Here is a 17,681-nt window from a genome sequence, read left to right on the forward strand (position 1 = left end):
CTCAACGGCGCATGAACTCGGGTGAGGACAATAACAGCGCGTTCCAGTCTTGCGGGCTGTTGGCTTGCTGCAGCGCCTGGCGCGTGGCTGGTGACAACACCGGCTGCAACGCCTGGTAATAAAACGCATTGGATAACTGTGGAAAAGCCGCCGCTGGCTGCGCGCCGGGGGCGTCTGTCTTGAACAACCCCGCCGGACCGCTGCCGATCAAACGCGCCAATTCAAAGCGTGCGGTCATCTGCCCCGAGCTGCTCCAGGCGGCGGCGTCCAGCGGGTAGCCGTCGGGCGTCTGCCGGCCATACAGCGGCTCACCCAGACGCGCCAGCCAGTTCACCATCGGCTGGGCATTGCGAATGACGCGGCCCTCGTAGGCCAGACGCACGGCCGACACGACATAGTGGGCCGGGTTCTTGAACAGGCCACCGAGCGACTGCGCAAACTGCGGCGTGGTCAGCATCGCCTGCAATACCGCGGCAATATCGCCATCGGTGCGCAGCCAGGTTGCGCTCATGTGGTCGATCAACGCAGGCGGCGGCGCATCGGCCACAAAATACTGCGCGAGCCGGGTGCTGACATGGCGCGCGGTTGCCGGATGAGCCGCCAGCAGCTCGATCACTTCGTTGATCTCGTCCAGCCCGTGGCCCTGGAAGGTACGACCCAGCACCAGTTTGGGATCGGGGTCGTGACGCATCGGGTTGAACACCACCAGATCGCTCTGCCACAGATCGGCGCGCAAGGCCGGGCGCACGCGTGCCGGATGGCCGGTCAGCTTCACCCCGAGACCGGTGAGCACGCGGGCGAGGTTGGTCACATCCTGCTGGGTATAACCGGCACCCACGCCCAGGGTGTGCAGCTCCATGATCTCTCGCGCGTAATTTTCGTTGATATGGCCGCGCGCGTTGTTGGCGTTGTCCAGATAGATGAGCATTTGCGGGCTGAACACCGTCGCCCGGAACAAGTCACGGAAACGCCCCAGCGCGTGCGGCTTGATGACCCGGGCGTAGTAGTCGCCCATCATGGGCCGCAATATGCCCTTGTACTGAAACACCGAAAAATGGTTCATCCAGAACCAGGCCAGTTGTTCCTGCAACTGGTTGGGCGAATACAGCGCATACAGCAGTTGCTGTTCGGCCGCTTCGCGCGCCAGATTGCTGATGCCTTGCTGCGCGGTTTTGAGTTGCTGCTGCTTTTCGTCTGCCGGCAGGTCGCTCGTGCGAATGCTGCGCAACTGCTCGAAGCTGCTGCGCGCCAGATCGGCCACAGGCGTGCGGTTGATGGTCATGGCCTGCAACTGTGCAACGACTTCGGGCGGCAAAACCGGATCAGCCGCAGGGCGTAACTGGGCGTTTACATAGCGCCCCACGCCGCGCTGGCGCAGGCTGTTCAGGTCGCCCAGCGTCGCCCCCCAGGTCAGCCGGTTGATCAAGGCTACGGGATGATCACGCGCGGCATTCTCGAGTGCCGAACCCAGCGCGGCTTGTGCCTGACCGCCATGCGCAGGTACCCGGGCGGCGCAGGCAGCGAGCGAGAGTCCGGCCATGCCGGACAGCGTCAGAAAGCGGCGGCGGCTCCAGCCCGGGGGGGATTCCGGCATGTATTTTCCTCTGAATTCAAAATCGAAATGAAGGGGATTGCCTGATACAGCTACCCGGGAGTGTGACTCCAATAACGCCAATCGGGGCGCTTTGGTTGACGGGAGTTGGAATGACGGACAGAACGCCCGGACAACCGGGCACGGGATAGATCAGGGTTTCCCCTGTTCAAGCAGGCGCGCAGTCAGGCAATGCTACGTACCAGAAAAACCGCGCCCACCACGATGCAGAGCACGCCGACGAATTTTTTAAGGACGTGGGTATCGGCGATGTGGGCAATATGGGCGCCGAGAAATACGCCGCCTATTTCAAAGACAATAATGAGGCCGGCGACTCCAAAATCGATGGTCCCGTAACGCAGGTTGCCCAAGGTGCCGGATGCAGCCCCGACGATCTGAATGACCTGGCTTACGCCGATTGCCGTGAGCGGAGAAAAGCCGGACAGGACCATCAGCGGCACGGACAACACCGGGCCACCCACGCCTGTCAGCCCGGAACCGAATCCGGCCACCGCGCCGATGCCGACCAATAGCAGGCGCTGCCTGTGTGGATGACCTCCCCATGCGGCCTGCATTTCGTCACGACCGGCGCGCAACGTATAAATACCCGCGAGGATGATGATCACGGCCAGAATCAAAGCCAGTGAAGGTGCGTTCAGTCTTGAATTTGCCCATGCGCCCAGGAAACCCGCGACTGCCGCGCCCGCGCAAACCGGCTGCGCCAATTTCCAGTCGATGCTGCCCTGCCGATGAAAAAAGAACGTGCCGGCTATCCCCGCAAAAATAAACGTGAATAACGAAGTCGCCATGCTCTGGTGGATCGCCATGCCGGTCAGCATGGTTAACACCGAGGGGAGCAGTATCCCGCCGACCCCCACCGACCCGACCAGTATTCCCACACCAACCACCGCGAATAACAGCGCAATGCTCCCTAACATGCGCGCCCCTCAAACCCGGGCAATGCAATAGGGAACGTCACGCCGCGCACTCAAGCTGCCGCAAATAGCTCCATGGAAAAATTCCGCGATCATGTCCGTCATCAAAGCCGAGCTGCATCGCATACGATCCCACCGGAACAATCGACAGGATGCGGATATCTTCCGGGCAGGGAATGGCTTCGTGCCTGGCGGTTATCTGCCTGCAGGTCGTGCAGTGGCAGGCGCGCCGCAACGCCGCGTCTTTAAAACGGCTGACAAACCCGTCACTCCAGCTGATCTCCAGTTCCCGTGAAACGGCAAGCTGGCGTATCTCGATGGGTACCGGTTCATTCGACATCATTATTCCCCTTGCGCCATGCGCTGCGCCGCCGCTTCAACCGAGGCAATGCGTTCATGCGCATGGCGATTTTTCCTGTCCAGAAGATAGCTTAGCCATAAATTGCTCACTTTCTCCTGCACGCTGTTTTGCCCCTGGCGCGCCTTGAGATTCACAAAATCCACAGCGAACAGCGGCTGATGCTGATTAAAGCACGAAAATACCACACTCGCGGGTAATTTCGTCTCCGGATCGTGATGCTGGCACAGGCACTGGGCGCAAACTTCCTTCATCATGCATTGCATCGGGCTATTCACCGCCACCAGCGCCTTGAGCTGCGGTTTCAGCAAATGCCGCAAGGCGGTGCGCAAGGCGCCGGACATACGATCCATGGTGGCCGGGTTATCGGACAGCAGCAGCGTATCCGTTTGCCCCAGCCAGTTTGAATAGCTGCCTTCGGTTTCCAGGCAGGCGCTGATGTAGTCGTCGACGCCATGCGTAAAGCAGCTGTCCTGCGCGCGTTTGCAATGGATCGCCGGACCTTCGTCGAGTATCCATATCGCCTGATCGGAGAGGATTTCCATGACCGCCTGCACCGCTTGCGCCTGTAGCCCGTTACGAAAATGCCCGATAAAGATGACCTGATTGCCCGCAGCGTGCCAGGCGGTGCTGCCATCAATGGTGCTGGTCACGGCGGAATGGCCACCCATGACCGTGACGGTCTGGTTCTCGGGCATGGGCAGACCGGTACCGGTCGGCCCCATCAGGACTACCGGCTCGCCCGGTGCGAGCTGGGCAGCAATGCGACTGGAGGCCCCGACCTCGTTCACCAGCAGTTTGATTTCCCCAGTCTGTTTATCCACGTCGATGCCGTCGATGGCCATGCCTTCCATTTGCAGCACGGTCCCCTGCAATTGATCGGCACGCGCATGGAAATTCTGCAGCCGGTAAATCTGGCCCGGCTGCCAATTCTGGGCTGCCTGGCGCGCCCGTACCGTGACGCTCATCACGTTGCCGCCCAGGCGTTCCACCTGAGTGACCACCGGGCAAAGCCAGCTGTCCAGATTTTCCACAAAGCCTTGCCAGGCGGCCTGTACGGTGGAATCAACCGGTGTCTGCAGTCGCTGCGCGAACAGCGTTGCGATCTCGCGTGCGCCCAGCTTTCCGGAAGCCATGGCCTTCACCACGCTACCCTGAAACTGCGGGTGATTATCGCCATAGATACTGATTCGGTGTTCACCCTTTTGATACGAAGTCAGGAAGCCGATATCCGCACTCTTGCAGTTCCCTGTTGACGCCGCTCTGCGCAAACTTGTCTCGCCTGTTAGCTGTTTATGCGTCGCGAAATATTTGCCGTCCATCTCGAACTCGCCCGGGTGCTCACGATTGTAAACCGTGTTGGGGCTGCTGCCTGCGGCAACAAATACCGAGCGCGCCGGCAACTCAATCTGCTCGCCGCTATCGACCCAGGCACCTTGCGCATCCACGACCAAACGGCGAAACATCATGCCCTGCACATGACCCGCTTCATCCAGTACTGCTTCTGCCGGATCCAGCCCTTGCGCGTAAAAAATCCCTTCCTGCAAAGCCTTTTCAATTTCTTCGTGATTGCGCAGATAGGCTGGCGATTCGTTCATCCCGCGCCGGTAAACCACGGTAACGCCACCCCACGCCTGCAGCAGCGGCGCAAAATTCGGCGTTTCGTTGGCTACGGCTGCACGTCGCCGTTCCGCGCGAATCAGCCTGGCGTGAGCCAGATATTCTTCAAAAATGCCCTGCTCTACTTTATTTAAAGTGGCGTCCCAGCGGCCTGCCAAAGTGAGCTTTTCAAAACGTTCCAGCATCTTCTCGACTTGCAGCACGTAATAAGCCTGGACTTCGGTTGCCGTATCGATGGCGCTGAGTCCACCGCCTACAACAAGTGCCGGCAGCCGGACTTGCAGATTGGCCAGACTGTCTTTTTTCGAGGCGCCGGTGAGTTGCAGCGCCATCAGGAAATCACTGGCCTGACGGATGCCATGCGCCAGGTTGTTCTTGATCTGGATCACCGTGGGTTTGCCGGCACCGGTGGCCAGGGCTATATGTTCGAAGCCCAGCGTCCAGGCATCGTCTATGGTCATGGTGCCGCCGAAACGCACGCCGCCGTAAACCCGGAAATGCCGATTGCGCGCCAGGGTCAGGTACACCAGCTTGAGGAAGTTCTTGTCCCAGCGCACCGTGATGCCGTACTCGGCCACGCCGCCGAACCCGCTCATCACGCGTTCATCGAGTGGTTCGTTCAAGTCGCTGATGTGCTCCACTGGCGCCGGGATTGCACCGTCTGTTCCTGTCCAGACCTGTTCCAGCGGTTCGATTTTCAGCCCGTCAATGGCCACGACGCCGAATCCTGATTGCAGCAGATGATGCGACAGATTGAACCCTGCCGGTCCCGCTCCGACGCATAGAATTCGCGTGCCATGATGCGGCAACGCATAGGGACGAGCCCGATTGAGCGGGTTCCAGCGCGTCAGCAGATAATAGATTTCGAATCCCCACGACCAGCTCAGGACATCGGTCAGAATGCGCGTCTCGATCTGCGGAATATCGACCGGATCCTGCTTCTGGTAAATACAGCCCTTCATGCAGTCGTTGCAGATGCGGTTGCCGGTGGCAGGCACCAGCGGATTGTCGATCATGATCACCGCCAGCGCAGCCAGCGTATAGGCGTCCAGCTTCAGTGTATGCGCTTCCGATATCCGCTCTTCCAGTGGACAACCGGTGAGCTCCACGCCCAGCGAATTGGTGCGAAATCCGCCATTTTCCTTGTCCGGAAATCCCTTGGAGCAAAAGTCGCCTTCATGGTCATGGCAGTAAACGCAGTAATGCACATGATCCATGGTTTCGCGCAGATTGAAGCGCGGGTCCGTCAACCCGAAACCGTCACGGCGACGCTGCCGTTCTGGCAGTCCACCGACCCGCCCGGCCGCATCGTTTTCCAGTGCGACGGTCGGTACCAGTTTCATGTATTCGATTTTCTGCGGCAGTTTGAAGCTGATCCAACCGGCGACGCGTTTCTTACCTTCCGGGGTGTTGTAGGCGGCATAAGCCCATTCTTCCAGCAGACTCAGGGTATCGTCGGCCCCGGACTCCGCAGCCGATACCCACAGTCTGGCAACGGCCAGTTCCCGGTCGGTTGTGTCCTGTGTATCCAGCTTCTGTTCCAGCAGGTCATCCAGCATTTCAAATGAGCGGGTCGCGGCGCGCTTGCGGCGCACGCGCGGCTTGATGAATTTTTCCTTGAACGCATGAACCGGCTTGTCGAGTAGCTGCTGCCGCCTTAACTCGTTACGTGCCGTTTCAACGCCGAATGCGCCCACCAGAAAATCTTCCAGATACCGGCCTGCATCGATGAGCAATCCTGACTCTGCTACGGCACTGGTCTCAGCCCCATTTCTATACGCCAGAAATTGCGCTGCCAGCTGGCTGTCACGTTGCGTCATGAAGCGCAGAAACAATTCATCCAGTACTGGCAAGCGCTCCGCTTCGTAGATGTCTGCGTATTTGAATCCGGGTAACTTCAATTCGAATGATGTCATCTCTGTTCCTTCTTGAAACAATCTATATTCCTTCAGGCAGGCATCTGTTTCGCCTGCATACGGATCAAGCGCTCACCACGACAAGACATGTAATTACAAGTCCTCATGCAGCAAGCCAGGCACGATTGCCTGCTCCTGCTGCGTGGCTAAATCAGTTCGGCCACACCTTGCGGACCGACTTCCATGCCGAACCCGCCCATTCCCTCTTTGAGGTCGCCACCCATGGCCTTGAAACTTTCTTCGCGGATAAGCTCATGCAGCTGCCGTTTCAGCAGGAGAAATTCATTTGACGTGGTCATTTCCGCGACACGCGGCCGCGGCAGCGGCACTTCGATTTCCGCCTTGATGCGGCCGGGTCTCGCGGTCATCACGTAGACTTTGTCGGAGAGGAAAATGGATTCGTCAATATCGTGCGTGATGAACAGCACGGAGAGCCGGAAGCGTTGCCACATGTTGGTCAGGATTTGCTGCATCACGACGCGAGTCTGTGCATCCAGCGCACCGAAAGGCTCGTCCATCAGCAGCACCTGTGGGCTGGTTGCCAGCGCGCGGACGATGCCGACGCGCTGCTTCATCCCCCCCGACAACTGGTCCGGGTAATGATTTTCGAACGCGAGCAATCCGGCCAGCCCGAGCAGGGTTCGGGCCGCTGTTTCCCGTTCACTTCTTTGACGGCCTTGCATTTTCAGACCGAACTCCACGTTCTTGCGCACCGTCATCCAGGGAAATAGCGAGTACTGCTGGAATACCATGCCACGCTCGGCGCCCGGTCCGCGCACCTCCTTGCCGTCAACCAGTACGCTGCCTCCCGTACGTTTGACGAAGCCCGCCACGACATTCAGCAGCGTTGATTTCCCGCAGCCGGATGGGCCGAGTATGGAGACAAATTCACCCGGTTTCACATCAATGCTGACCTCATTGACGGCATCGACCACATTTGCACCCGAACCGAAGCGAACGTCCAGATTCCTGATTTCCACGTTGCCTTTATCTGCCATCATGCCTTGCTCCCTCCGTTCTGGTTAGCCCAGGGCATGCTCAAACGCCCGATCCAGCGAATTGCCGTGCTGCAGGCCAGGCCCAGGAATCCAATGACGATCATGCCGATGACTATGTCGGAATACTGGATCAGGGAATAGGCTTCCCAAGTGAAATAGCCGATCCCGTATTGACCGGAAATCATTTCTGCGGCGATTAATGAAACCCAGGCCACACCCATGCCGACTGACAGGCCGTTGAAGATTTGCGGCAGCGCGGCCGGCAAGATGACCTGCCGCAACAATGCGGGCTCTTTCGCGCCAAGACTGCGTGCGGCACGAATCAGCACCGGATCGACACTCGTCACGCCGTGCACCGTACTCAGCAGGATCGGAAAAAACGACCCGAGGAAAGTGATGAAGACGATGCTGCCCTCGTTGGTCGGCCACAACATGATGGCGATGGGCACCCAGGCAATGGCAGGAATCGGCCGAAGTATTTCAAGGATCGGGGACATGAGTTGCCGGGCCAACCTATAGCGGCCGATGACGAGCCCCAAAGCGACACTGAAAACCACAGCGATGCCAAACCCCAGCAGGACTCTACGCAAACTGATCAGCATGTTTTCGTAGAAACTGTCGCTCTTGCTCAAGTCCACCATCTCTTTGAAGACATCCAGCGGTGCCGGGATATTGGTAAACCGGACATAGAAGTCGACCCGGTATTTCACGGCCAGGTACCAGGCTCCGATGAACAGTGCGATGGAGGTCAGTGCAAGCAACGCGGAGCCGAGATTGCGTCCGGCACTGTCTGTCAGATTTCGCCAGGCTGCATGACCAGGCGAGGTCTGGCCAACCGTTTGTTCGGCGATCACTTTGCCCTGGTCATTAGCTGGCGTTGCCGCCCTCTCCGGCGCACTTGCCGCATCGTTTGTCTCTTCGTGATAGTTGATCAGCTCTGCGGTTCGCATCATTACCTCCCCACGCTTGCAGCTGCAAGCGCTTCGGTATAATCCGCAACCTTGCCCCCATGCCTGGCTGCGTACGCGGCGGCATCATTTTTCAACAGGAACGGGACGATGGAAGGATGTTTTGGCTGTTTGGCATTGAGGGCATAGAACGCCTTGTCGGCGAACAGCTTGATGCCGTACGTCTTGTCGAACAGGTAAACCACATCGATTTTCTTGCCTTCGGATGTGGCTTTCTTTACCGCAGCCAGGGTACAGTCCGGAGAGCTATAGGCTGTAATGGCGCCATTTTCTATCCACACCTCTCCACCTGCTCTGGGGTCCTTGATCAGCTTTTTGCACAAGGGGTCCATGCCGCCAATTTCATACCCGGCAAAACTCGCCTTCTGCTTGTCGTAATCCAGGCCTTTTTCCTTGAAAGCTTCGCGAATATAGGACTCGTTAACCCAGGCATCCGCATTGAATTGCTTTACCTTCCCCATGCGCTGCAGCACGCCGGTGTCGTATTTGATGGTTTCTATCCATTTCGGCTTGATGGTCGGGTCCAGGGTGTGGATACCGCTTGGCCCAAGAAATATATAGACCACCTCTTTTTCGATCTTGGTCCAGTCCTGAATTTTTTCTGCGGCCAATTGTGGATTCTTGCGAACCCAGTCGTTCGCATCCAGCAGCGCTTTCAGATAGGCAACGACGACTTCCGGATATTTGTCCGCAAAATCCTTGCGCACCACGATGCCGTGCATGGTGGGTACCTTGGTTTCGACGCCGTCGAAGATTTTGCGCGCAAAGCCGCGATAGGGGAGCAGTTCCGCGAATGGCACAAAATCCGCATGCGCATCAATCTTGCCCTCCTGCAAATTGGTCGTGCCGACTTCCGGGCTCTGATTCGACAGCTTCCAGAAATCATCCTTCCAGCCCCTGTCCTCCATCGCCTTCAACAGCATGCCATGGGCTGCAGAACCGAACGGCACGGATATGCTCTTGCCTTTCAGGTCGGACAACTGGTAGTAAGGCGAGTCCTTGCGCACCACGACGCCATTGCCTGCGCCATCCTTGTTGTACGCAATAATCGCGACCAGCTCGCTCTTGGTATCGTTACTGTTCTGGAAAGTGGCGCCATTCACCAGCAATGGATAGTCACCCATCATCCCGATCTGCAACTTGTTCGCGATCATGCCGTTGGTGACTGGTGGACCGGATGTGAAATTCTGCCAATCGATCTTGAAATGGATATCCTTGTACTTGCCGGTCTTCGGCAAATATTTTTCCAGCAAGCCCAGCTTCTCGATGACTATTCCGGCAGTGACTGTATTGGTCGTGGTGTTCTGGATACCGATACCGAGCGTCACGTCTTCGGCATGTGCCACCACCGTTAAAAATGCCGAGGACGCCAGCGCCGCAGCTGCGAGTAGCAGCTTAAATAATGATGCTTTTGTTCCGGTTGTATTACTTGTTAGCCGCGTAATCACAATAAGTACCCCTTTTAAAATAAGTTACACATGTATTTAAATAGGCAACTTTCATACCCAGCGAGTATTTTTTTATAACAACCTGTTTTATTGAATCTTTATCCTCTTGCCACTGTGTTCCATGCCCCTCAAGCGTGCGACCTGTAGTGGCGTGCACTGCATTCATGCGGTGCACATTTCAACCTGTTTGCAGATACTGAAATTTCTCCTGCACACCCATCCATTCATCAGCATCTGCCGGCGCATCCACACGGGCACTGATGACCGGCCACAACTGGGACAGCTCTTCGTTCAAAACCACGTATTTTTCATACTCCGGCGGCAAATCTTCTTCAGCGAAAATTGCACCGGCAGGACATTCATCCACGCACAGCGAACAGTCGATGCACACAGCTGCGTTGATCACCAAAAAATTGGGGCCCTCATGGAAGCAATCCACCGGGCATACCTCAACACAATCAGTAAACTTGCAGCGGATGCAGGGTTCGGCAACGATATAGGTCATGGTTTTTTCCTTTCAGCCCGCTTGATCAGCGCGCTATCTGCGTCATGGCCAGCCTGGCCAGTTTGCGCACATCCGGATCGGGGTCTTCGAGCGCTTTTTCCAGTGCGGGCAATGCTTCCGGATCGCCCACTTCACCCAGGGCGACAGCGGCTTCCTTGCGTAAATTGCTCACCGGGTGCACCAGTGCCTCGCACAGTACGGGCAAAGCCGCACGACTCCTGAGCCTGCCGAGACTGCGTGCAGCCTTGATCCTGACTTGCCAATAGCTGTCCTGCATTGCGGCAATGAGTTGCGGCACCGCGTTTTCCGCGCGCAACTTGCCCAGTGTCATGACGGCTTCCTCGCGCACCTGCCAGGATTCATCATTCATGGCATCGGCCAAGGCAGGGAACACAACAGGCAATGCTGGAGCAAAGCCGAGAGCTCCCACCGCGATGCGCCTCACTTCTGAATCTGCATCCTGCGTGGCCACCCTGGACAATGATGTCAACGCGCGCGGATCCTTGAGATAACCCAGCACGCCGACCGCCGCCTGTCGCACATCGGCATCGGCATCGGTAATGGCTGCCAGGGCGGGTTCCAAACTACCTGCCACCTTGAGTTCTTTCAGCGCCCGGAAAATCGCTGCCTTGGCATATCCTGAGGAGGCATCCAGCGCGTTCAGCAATACACCGCCGAGACTTGAGTCTTTCAGTTCACCTAGCGATAGCGCTGCATTGGCGCCAACCTGCGGATCGCTATCCGTCAGCACGCCAATCAGCGCCGTCACCACGGCTTCGCTCTCGTAGCCTTCCAGAGCAGCCGCTGCCTCGGCCCGAACATTGGCATCGACGTCCTGTAGCGCTTCGATTAATAGCGGGACGATCAAGTCCTCGTCTTCGCTGTCGGCCAGATCCATCAGCGCAATGCGTCTGATTTCCGGATCGGCGTCGGTCATGCGCTGCTTCAGCTGCGCTGATAGTCCATCTTGGATACTGAGTGCGGTCATGGTCTGGCTCCAGGCTTAACGCAACAAATAGGGAATATCGACATGCACGGCCCCGGTCGGACAATCTTTCTCGCAGGGCATGCAATACCAGCACTCGTCGAATTTCATGTAAGCCGTGCCTTTGGCAAGATCGATTGCCAGTATGTCGAGCGGGCATACGTCCACGCATACGGTGCAGCCCTTGGCGGCAATACATTTTTCTTCATCTACCGTGACAGGCACGGTTACTCGGTTGAAGGCGTAAGTCATGGCATCTCTCCTTTAGGCGGCCGCGGGTTCTTTGACGATCCGAAGTTTTTGATAAGCGGTCTTTTCTTCCTCGTCGAGGGCAACGATATAAGGTTCGATCGGCCGCGTGAAACAACTCATGTTGCCGTTGGCATCTTTCTTTACCTGCACATGTACGAACCAGTCGGCGTCGTTTTTCTCCGGATAATCCACTCGATAGTGGTACAGACCCCAGCGGCTTTCCTTACGGTACAGTGATGCCTGTGCTGCCATCTCGGCGCAGTCGCGGATGGCGTGTATCTCCATTGCGCGCATCAATTCGTGCGGATTTGCTGCACTCATCCGGGAAAGATCCTCTTCGATTTCCGCGAAGCGCTGCAGCCCGATTTCCATCTTGCGGGTGACTTTAGGTGGCTGTAGATAGTCGTTAACCATGCGCCGCAATTTATATTCGACCTGGCTGGGAGGCAGTCCGTCGACCACATCCAGCGGCCCCCATACGCGCTTGCGCTCTTCTTCAACCTGGGTGTTATCGACCGGCGGCAGGGCGTGATTGGCACAATATTCCGCCGCACTTTCACCGGCCAGCTTGCCGTAAACGAACGCGCCCAGCATGTAGTTATGCGGCACGCAAGCGAGGTCACCGGCAGCGTACAAGCCCGGCACGGTGGTTTCAGCGTGCTCGTTGACCCACACGCCTGAACCACTGTGGCCGCTGCACAGACCGATCTCGGAGATATGCATTTCCACCATGCCGGTGCGATAGTCGAGACCACGTCCTTCGTGAAAACGTCCACGGCTCGGCCTTTCATTGGTATGCAGAATCTCTTCAATCGTGGAAATGGTTTCTTCGGCCAGATGATCCATCTTCAGGAACACCGGCCCGTTGCCGCCTTCGAGTTCTTTGTAGAACTCCATCATCATCTGGCCGCTCCAGTAATCGCACTCGATGAAACGGTCTCCGTTTGCGTTGGCGGTGTAGCCACCGAATGGACCGGTGACATAAGCGCAGGAAGGGCCGTTGTAATCCTTGATCAAAGGGTTGATCTGGAAGCACTCGATACCGGAAAGCTCGGCGCCTGCGTGATAAGCCAGGCTGTATCCATCTCCTGCATTGGTGGGGTTTTCATAAGTACCGAACAGATAACCGGATGAGGGCATGCCCAGACGCCCGGCTGCGCCGGTTGCCAGAATGACGGTCTTCGAACGGATCACATAGAAATCGGCAGTACGGCTGTCGACTGCCATCGCGCCGGCAATCGCTCCATTTTCATCCAGCAGCAAACGGGTTGCCATCAACCGATTGGTGATTTCAACGCGCCGCTTTTTCAGCTGCCGGTACAGCACTTTCTTCATGTTGTGTCCTTCCGGCATGGGCAAAACATAAGTACCGATGTGATGGACTTTCTTGACCGCATAATCGCCGGTCTCGTCCTTTTCAAATTTCACCCCCCAGCTATCCAGTTCCTGAATCATGTCAAAGCTGCTGGTGGCGTATTTCATTACCGTCTTCTGGTTGACGATACCGTCATTAGCGACGGTGATTTCCTTCACATACTGCTCGGGCGTGGCATGACCCGGGATGACCGCATTGTTAAGCCCATCCATCCCCATGGAGATGGCGCCACTGCGTTTGACGTTGGCTTTTTCCATCACCAGTACGCGTAATGCAGGGTTCTTTTCCTTGGCTTTGGCCGCGGCCATCGGACCAGCCGTACCGCCGCCAATCACCAGTACATCCACTTCCATTTCGATGGTATTCATTGAATGCTTCTCCTTGTTCTAAATGAGTCGACGTTAAATGCGGCCGCGTTCGACGCGAAGCCGGTATTGGAAGGCATCGCCGCGGTAGTAGAGATATTCGAAATCAAGCGGCTGGTTGTCAGTGGTAAATGTCAGACGCTCGATGCGCAGAACCGGCGATCCTTCCTGCAACTGGATCAGCCTGCCCAGGGATTCATCCGCCAGCATGGCTTCGATCTGCAGTTCCGCCTGGCCCAGCGAATAACCGTATTCGTTTTCCAGAATCAGAAAGATGTCGCGATGCGCGAGGTCTTCCTTGATCAGGCGTTCGCCGATTGATTTCGGCAGATAGGTCACGTCCAGCGAGATGGGGGAACGGTTCAGATACCGTACGCGGCGGATTTCGGACACCATTTCGTTCTCGTCCAGCCCCAGTTTCATCGCGACTACTTTATCGGCAGGGACGATCTTGAAACTGATGACCTGTGAGAAGGTTTCATATCCCATCGTGGCCATTGCCTCGCCAAACCCTTGCAGCTTGCCGAGATTCTGGAATGCCTTGGGTTGCGAGACATACGTGCCTTTGCCATGTATCTTGAAAATCAACCCTTCTTTCTGCAGGTCACCCAGCGCCTGGCGAACCGTAATCCGGCTTACGCTAAAAGATCGCGTCAAATCGCTTTCCGAAGGCATCTGTTCGTGTGCCTTGTAGGTTCCATCAAGGATGCGGTTGCGCAGTATTTCCTTGATCTGCGTATACAGCGGCACCGGCGACAAAGACAGCACGGTTTCTTTTTTCGGATCCATTATTCACACGCTCCAATCCACATGCTTACTTGTTATGACATGATGAAACAAAGCAAACCGCATGCCAGCATGTTAAGTTTCTTGAATATCAATCTAACAATTTGAAATATATGAATTAATGCGCCAACAGAAAACAGGATGAAGCGCATCTATTTGGCACCGGATTTGTGCGCAAGAGAGCAGCACGCACTAAAAATGTACTTGGCTTGAGCCGAATCAACAGGCATTGCGCGAGATTGATATTAACCATCAATCCGTTGGTGCAACGCAGGTAAATTAGCCGCTTGAGGAATACGCAAAACCGCGCTTGAATTATGCGTATCTACGCATTGATGTGGCGTTTTGTACGAGGCTATTGGTTAGATGAAAGGAGATTTTGGATAGTACCTGCACGCTATAACTGGCGCTGGCTTACCCTATTCTGATTTAAGACATATCATCAAACTGTCACTGGAATATACAAAACCAAATTAGGCTTTGCAAAAAGGAAAAGCATGGAACGAAAACTTGTCGGAATCGTGTTGTTTGAGAATATCGAGGTTCTCGATTTTTGCGGGCCCTTCGAAGTTTTTTCAACCACCCGCCTCAATGAGGAAAAGCGATGGGAAGAAATATCGCCATTTGAAACACTGCTGATCGCGGAGAAAAGCAATCCAGTGGTTACATCGGGGGGCATGAAAGTCATTCCTGACCACACATTTGAGAGCTGCCCCAAGCTGGATATTCTCGTTGTTCCTGGTGGCTGGGGAACCCGCACAGAACTCAAAAATCCCGCGATGCTTAATTGGCTTCGTATCCGTGCGTCAGAAGTTGAAACATTGACATCGGTTTGTACCGGTTCAATGCTACTTGGGTTTGCTGGGTTACTAGACGGGCGTCATGCCACAACTCACTGGCGTTCGCTCGACTGGATGCGCGAGTCATTTCCAGCAGTAACAGTTGAGTATGACAAGCATGTTGTTGAGGATGGGCGAATATTTACATCCGCAGGTATCTCTGCGGGTATTGATATGGCACTCAAGGTTGTCGCCCGCTATTGGGGTGAAGCCATTGCGCAAGCCACAGCCAAACATATGGAATATCCGTATCCTTATAACAATGCCCGCAGAATTGAACTCTGAGCCTAACAAGACATAACATATATGGGCTCCTCAAAATCAAGGAAACTGATCGATGGATTTGGTTTTTTGAAATCGCCTGCAGTCATATATCCGGCATCTCCTTTGGTTCTGTGTATTCTTTGACAGACGACAAAAGAGGAAAGCCCAATCTATCCACATGAGAATAGCCAAATATGCGCAATGCAAAGCATGTACAAAAAGGTCTGACCATACTTCAACTAATGGCGATTTTAGCGATTGCCGGAATTCTGGCTACAATCGCAATGCGTCATTACGCTGGCCTATAACGCCAATCAGCGCGCTGTTTTTCCCAGTAAACAGCGCGAGCCTTCACCAAGCGTGCCGATGCTACGCGTGATGGCATGCAGTTGATGCAAAATTTCTCCAGTACTGATTTTTAATCACAATGGAAAATTAAGTACGCTAAGCCGTCCTGATATGCCACGGACAACAGAATGCCGTTAATGAATCGCCGCAGCTTTTCTAGACACTTCATAAACCTCAAATTGAGGTCCATCAGGAGGCGTTATATGCAAGCTGCAGCGCTATAAAGAAGAGATCGAGACTGAGACGCTGACAAAATGGGACTGTAATATCAATGCCGTAGTATTTTCAGAACAATAAATAAACTTTGTGTACCGCATAAGGGGAAAAACATGACGAATCCATACGCCACGCCTACAGCACAACTGGAACAGCAAACTCTGGATATCGAAGGCCAGAGCTCACTGGAAGGAGGTATCAGTGGTCAGTATGACTTTTCCATCACAGCCATCATCGCAGAAGGATGGGAAAAAACCAGTGGTGCCAAGGGGGCTATTCTGCTGGCTTTTCTGGCATATATAGTCATTGCCACGATTGTGAGTGTAGTACAAAAGCTGATTTTTCCCGACCCGAATCTCCTGTTTCAGCATCACCAGCTAGGCGCCGGATTCTTCTGGCTGGCAATCACCATGTTAGTCAGTATTCCGATAACTTATCCATTGGTGGCAGGTATCATCGTACTTGGCATCCGGCGTTCAGTCGATGCGGAAATCGATGCGGGCTCAGTTTTTCGGGCTTATGCCAAAGTCATTCCACTTACTCTGCTGGGCATTGTGTTGACGCTGCTAATCATGCTGGGATATGTGTTATTGATCATTCCAGGTATCTATCTTTCTGTTGCCTACCTGATGAGCATGGCTTTAATGATGGATAGGAACATGGGCGTGTGGGAAGCGCTGGAAACATCACGCAAAGCCATTTCCAAACACTGGTTCAAAGTTTTCTTCCTCTATCTGGCGATGGGTATCATGTTTCTTCTTGCCTGTTTACCTATCTTTATCGGCTTGATCTGGATGCTGCCACTATTGGCTATCGTGCAGGGCCTCCTGTATAAAAAAATGTTCGGGGTGGCCTCGGTGCAATAACCGGGTTTGTCCGGAAAGCTGCGCAAACTGGTTACTTTCGTCAGGCATCATTGATGAGTGTCGACATGCCAAAATCCAAATATGCATACACCGTGCTTCTCGCGTTGTGTTTGCTCATGCCCGCAACGTCAAGAGCGGAAACAGGGTGCGCAATTGTCTATGGGCAGAATTGGGCTTTCCTCTTTGCCACACCCAAAAATTGGGAGGCCGTGTGCCCAGCCAACGAACCGTCCGGCGTAGTGGTTGCCTTATGGCCAAAAGGCACAGCGATGGCGAATGCCCCGGGCATCATGTATGTCACTGTGAGCGATAAAGGTGAATTTTCATTGGAACAATTTGCCGAAGACGAAATAACGCGTTTCCGTATTCAATCACCGAAGTTGCAAGTTCAAGTCGCAAACTCGCTCGCTTTTCAAAAGAAGAACTCAGCCCTGGTCAGACAGCTTTCCGGCGACCAGTATGGCAATCATGAGTTGGTCGCATACGCGGACGCTGGCAATGTTTTTCTTATCATCGTGCTTACCTCTCGGACACAGAAAGCCTTTGAACATCTGCGACCCGCGTTTGAGAATTTTGTATCCACTTTGAATCCAATGAAGATTCAGTTTCAGGGTGCAGATAAAGCGCCTGATGCCGATGGCAAGCGGGACAATATGGAGGTTGCGCACCCCTTACATTAGACTTGGTAATACCCAAGCCGGGTGTTTCTGCTTCCAGCAAAATAGTAGTTCATGCTTCAGCACTCACGTGAACAGAATTTGAAGTCACTGGGCCAAAACAGCCGTTCAGACGCGGCTGCGCTGCCCGTATTATTGAGAGTTATTATAGAGACGCAGAAAGGTCAAAGCGTTTGCGAATCAGTGAATTAAATGGGCATAATGGCTGCCATAAATAATAATTGTTATGCACTAAGGGGCTTGAGCCTGTAAATAATTCTGTGTAACTGCCCCGCGTTTAAATATGTCCTTGAAGTCGATCCTCGAAGGCGATAATAAATCGGCTCATTGCATTGCGCCAGTTCTGGATGGGCATGGTCCATTTTTTTG

The 17,681-nt window shown here is 54.8% G+C and carries 15 protein-coding genes; 3 read left to right on the forward strand and 12 right to left on the reverse strand.

The annotated features are described in order from the left end of the window. Window position 1: 1 nt before the first annotated feature. The 12 genes from ACYCZJ_RS12650 to ACYCZJ_RS12705 all read right to left on the reverse strand — a co-directional run bounded on the left by ACYCZJ_RS12650 (window position 2) and on the right by ACYCZJ_RS12705 (window position 14,105). Complete coding sequence (locus ACYCZJ_RS12650; protein WP_461554586.1) at window positions 2–1,594, reverse strand: DUF1800 domain-containing protein; 1,593 nt, start codon at window positions 1,592–1,594, stop codon at window positions 2–4. Window positions 1,595–1,776: 182 nt separating this feature from the next. Beyond that, window positions 1,777–2,529 (reverse strand): sulfite exporter TauE/SafE family protein, encoded by a 753-nt coding sequence (locus ACYCZJ_RS12655; protein ID WP_461554587.1) that lies wholly within the window; start codon window positions 2,527–2,529, stop codon window positions 1,777–1,779. A 37-nt stretch (window positions 2,530–2,566) separates the two neighbouring features. Then, the gene (locus tag ACYCZJ_RS12660; RefSeq protein ID WP_461554588.1) at window positions 2,567–2,869 is read right to left on the reverse strand and encodes a DUF971 domain-containing protein; all 303 of its coding nucleotides are present in this window, start codon (window positions 2,867–2,869) and stop codon (window positions 2,567–2,569) included. Further along, the gene (locus ACYCZJ_RS12665; protein WP_461554589.1) at window positions 2,869–6,420 is read right to left on the reverse strand and encodes an FAD-dependent oxidoreductase; all 3,552 of its coding nucleotides are present in this window, start codon (window positions 6,418–6,420) and stop codon (window positions 2,869–2,871) included. Before ACYCZJ_RS12665 ends, ACYCZJ_RS12660 begins: the two co-directional genes overlap by 1 nt. Window positions 6,421–6,566: 146 nt before the next feature. Beyond that, window positions 6,567–7,421, reverse strand: a complete 855-nt coding sequence (locus ACYCZJ_RS12670) for an ABC transporter ATP-binding protein (RefSeq protein WP_461554590.1) — start codon at window positions 7,419–7,421, stop codon at window positions 6,567–6,569. Further along, window positions 7,418–8,371 (reverse strand): ABC transporter permease, encoded by a 954-nt coding sequence (locus tag ACYCZJ_RS12675; RefSeq protein WP_461554591.1) that lies wholly within the window; start codon window positions 8,369–8,371, stop codon window positions 7,418–7,420. Before ACYCZJ_RS12675 ends, ACYCZJ_RS12670 begins: the two co-directional genes overlap by 4 nt. Then, window positions 8,371–9,834, reverse strand: a complete 1,464-nt coding sequence (locus tag ACYCZJ_RS12680; protein WP_461554592.1) for an ABC transporter substrate-binding protein — start codon at window positions 9,832–9,834, stop codon at window positions 8,371–8,373. Before ACYCZJ_RS12680 ends, ACYCZJ_RS12675 begins: the two co-directional genes overlap by 1 nt. Window positions 9,835–10,012: 178 nt before the next feature. Beyond that, on the reverse strand, window positions 10,013–10,339 hold the full coding sequence (fdxA, locus tag ACYCZJ_RS12685; protein WP_461554593.1) for a ferredoxin FdxA: 327 nt from the start codon (window positions 10,337–10,339) through the stop codon (window positions 10,013–10,015). A 25-nt stretch (window positions 10,340–10,364) separates the two neighbouring features. After that, complete coding sequence (locus ACYCZJ_RS12690) at window positions 10,365–11,327, reverse strand: HEAT repeat domain-containing protein (protein ID WP_461554594.1); 963 nt, start codon at window positions 11,325–11,327, stop codon at window positions 10,365–10,367. Between the two features lie 15 nt (window positions 11,328–11,342). Continuing rightward, complete coding sequence (locus ACYCZJ_RS12695) at window positions 11,343–11,576, reverse strand: 4Fe-4S dicluster domain-containing protein (protein WP_461554595.1); 234 nt, start codon at window positions 11,574–11,576, stop codon at window positions 11,343–11,345. A 12-nt stretch (window positions 11,577–11,588) separates the two neighbouring features. After that, entirely contained in the window at window positions 11,589–13,319 is a 1,731-nt protein-coding gene (locus tag ACYCZJ_RS12700) for a fumarate reductase/succinate dehydrogenase flavoprotein subunit (protein WP_461554596.1), read from the reverse strand. A 33-nt stretch (window positions 13,320–13,352) separates the two neighbouring features. After that, window positions 13,353–14,105 carry a GntR family transcriptional regulator gene (locus ACYCZJ_RS12705; RefSeq protein WP_461554597.1) on the reverse strand — a complete coding sequence of 251 codons (753 nt, stop codon included), beginning with the start codon at window positions 14,103–14,105 and terminating at the stop codon, window positions 13,353–13,355. Window positions 14,106–14,599: 494 nt separating this feature from the next. Here ACYCZJ_RS12705 and ACYCZJ_RS12710 point away from each other — a divergent pair, with 494 nt between their 5' ends. The 3 genes from ACYCZJ_RS12710 to ACYCZJ_RS12720 all read left to right on the forward strand — a co-directional run bounded on the left by ACYCZJ_RS12710 (window position 14,600) and on the right by ACYCZJ_RS12720 (window position 17,315). Further along, a complete protein-coding gene (locus ACYCZJ_RS12710) occupies window positions 14,600–15,226 on the forward strand; it encodes a DJ-1/PfpI family protein (protein WP_461554598.1) in 627 nt (208 codons plus the stop codon). Between the two features lie 656 nt (window positions 15,227–15,882). Beyond that, the gene (locus ACYCZJ_RS12715; RefSeq protein WP_461554599.1) at window positions 15,883–16,635 is read left to right on the forward strand and encodes a DUF975 family protein; all 753 of its coding nucleotides are present in this window, start codon (window positions 15,883–15,885) and stop codon (window positions 16,633–16,635) included. A 53-nt stretch (window positions 16,636–16,688) separates the two neighbouring features. Then, window positions 16,689–17,315, forward strand: coding sequence for a hypothetical protein (locus tag ACYCZJ_RS12720; protein WP_461554600.1), 627 nt, complete (start codon window positions 16,689–16,691; stop codon window positions 17,313–17,315). The last annotated feature ends 366 nt before the right edge of the window (window positions 17,316–17,681 follow it).

It is taken from the genome of Sulfuriferula sp. (genome assembly GCF_054605375.1).

Coding starts and splice junctions, on each gene's coding strand:
- ACYCZJ_RS12650 (WP_461554586.1), bottom strand. CDS start 1,594: ATGCCGGAATCCCCCCCGGGCTGGAGCCGCCGCCGCTTTCTGACGCTG.
- ACYCZJ_RS12655 (WP_461554587.1), bottom strand. CDS start 2,529: ATGTTAGGGAGCATTGCGCTGTTATTCGCGGTGGTTGGTGTGGGAATA.
- ACYCZJ_RS12660 (WP_461554588.1), bottom strand. CDS start 2,869: ATGATGTCGAATGAACCGGTACCCATCGAGATACGCCAGCTTGCCGTT.
- ACYCZJ_RS12665 (WP_461554589.1), bottom strand. CDS start 6,420: ATGACATCATTCGAATTGAAGTTACCCGGATTCAAATACGCAGACATC.
- ACYCZJ_RS12670 (WP_461554590.1), bottom strand. CDS start 7,421: ATGATGGCAGATAAAGGCAACGTGGAAATCAGGAATCTGGACGTTCGC.
- ACYCZJ_RS12675 (WP_461554591.1), bottom strand. CDS start 8,371: ATGATGCGAACCGCAGAGCTGATCAACTATCACGAAGAGACAAACGAT.
- fdxA (WP_461554593.1), bottom strand. CDS start 10,339: ATGACCTATATCGTTGCCGAACCCTGCATCCGCTGCAAGTTTACTGAT.
- ACYCZJ_RS12690 (WP_461554594.1), bottom strand. CDS start 11,327: ATGACCGCACTCAGTATCCAAGATGGACTATCAGCGCAGCTGAAGCAG.
- ACYCZJ_RS12695 (WP_461554595.1), bottom strand. CDS start 11,576: ATGACTTACGCCTTCAACCGAGTAACCGTGCCTGTCACGGTAGATGAA.
- ACYCZJ_RS12700 (WP_461554596.1), bottom strand. CDS start 13,319: ATGAATACCATCGAAATGGAAGTGGATGTACTGGTGATTGGCGGCGGT.
- ACYCZJ_RS12705 (WP_461554597.1), bottom strand. CDS start 14,105: ATGGATCCGAAAAAAGAAACCGTGCTGTCTTTGTCGCCGGTGCCGCTG.
- ACYCZJ_RS12710 (WP_461554598.1), top strand. CDS start 14,600: ATGGAACGAAAACTTGTCGGAATCGTGTTGTTTGAGAATATCGAGGTT.
- ACYCZJ_RS12715 (WP_461554599.1), top strand. CDS start 15,883: ATGACGAATCCATACGCCACGCCTACAGCACAACTGGAACAGCAAACT.
- ACYCZJ_RS12720 (WP_461554600.1), top strand. CDS start 16,689: ATGAGTGTCGACATGCCAAAATCCAAATATGCATACACCGTGCTTCTC.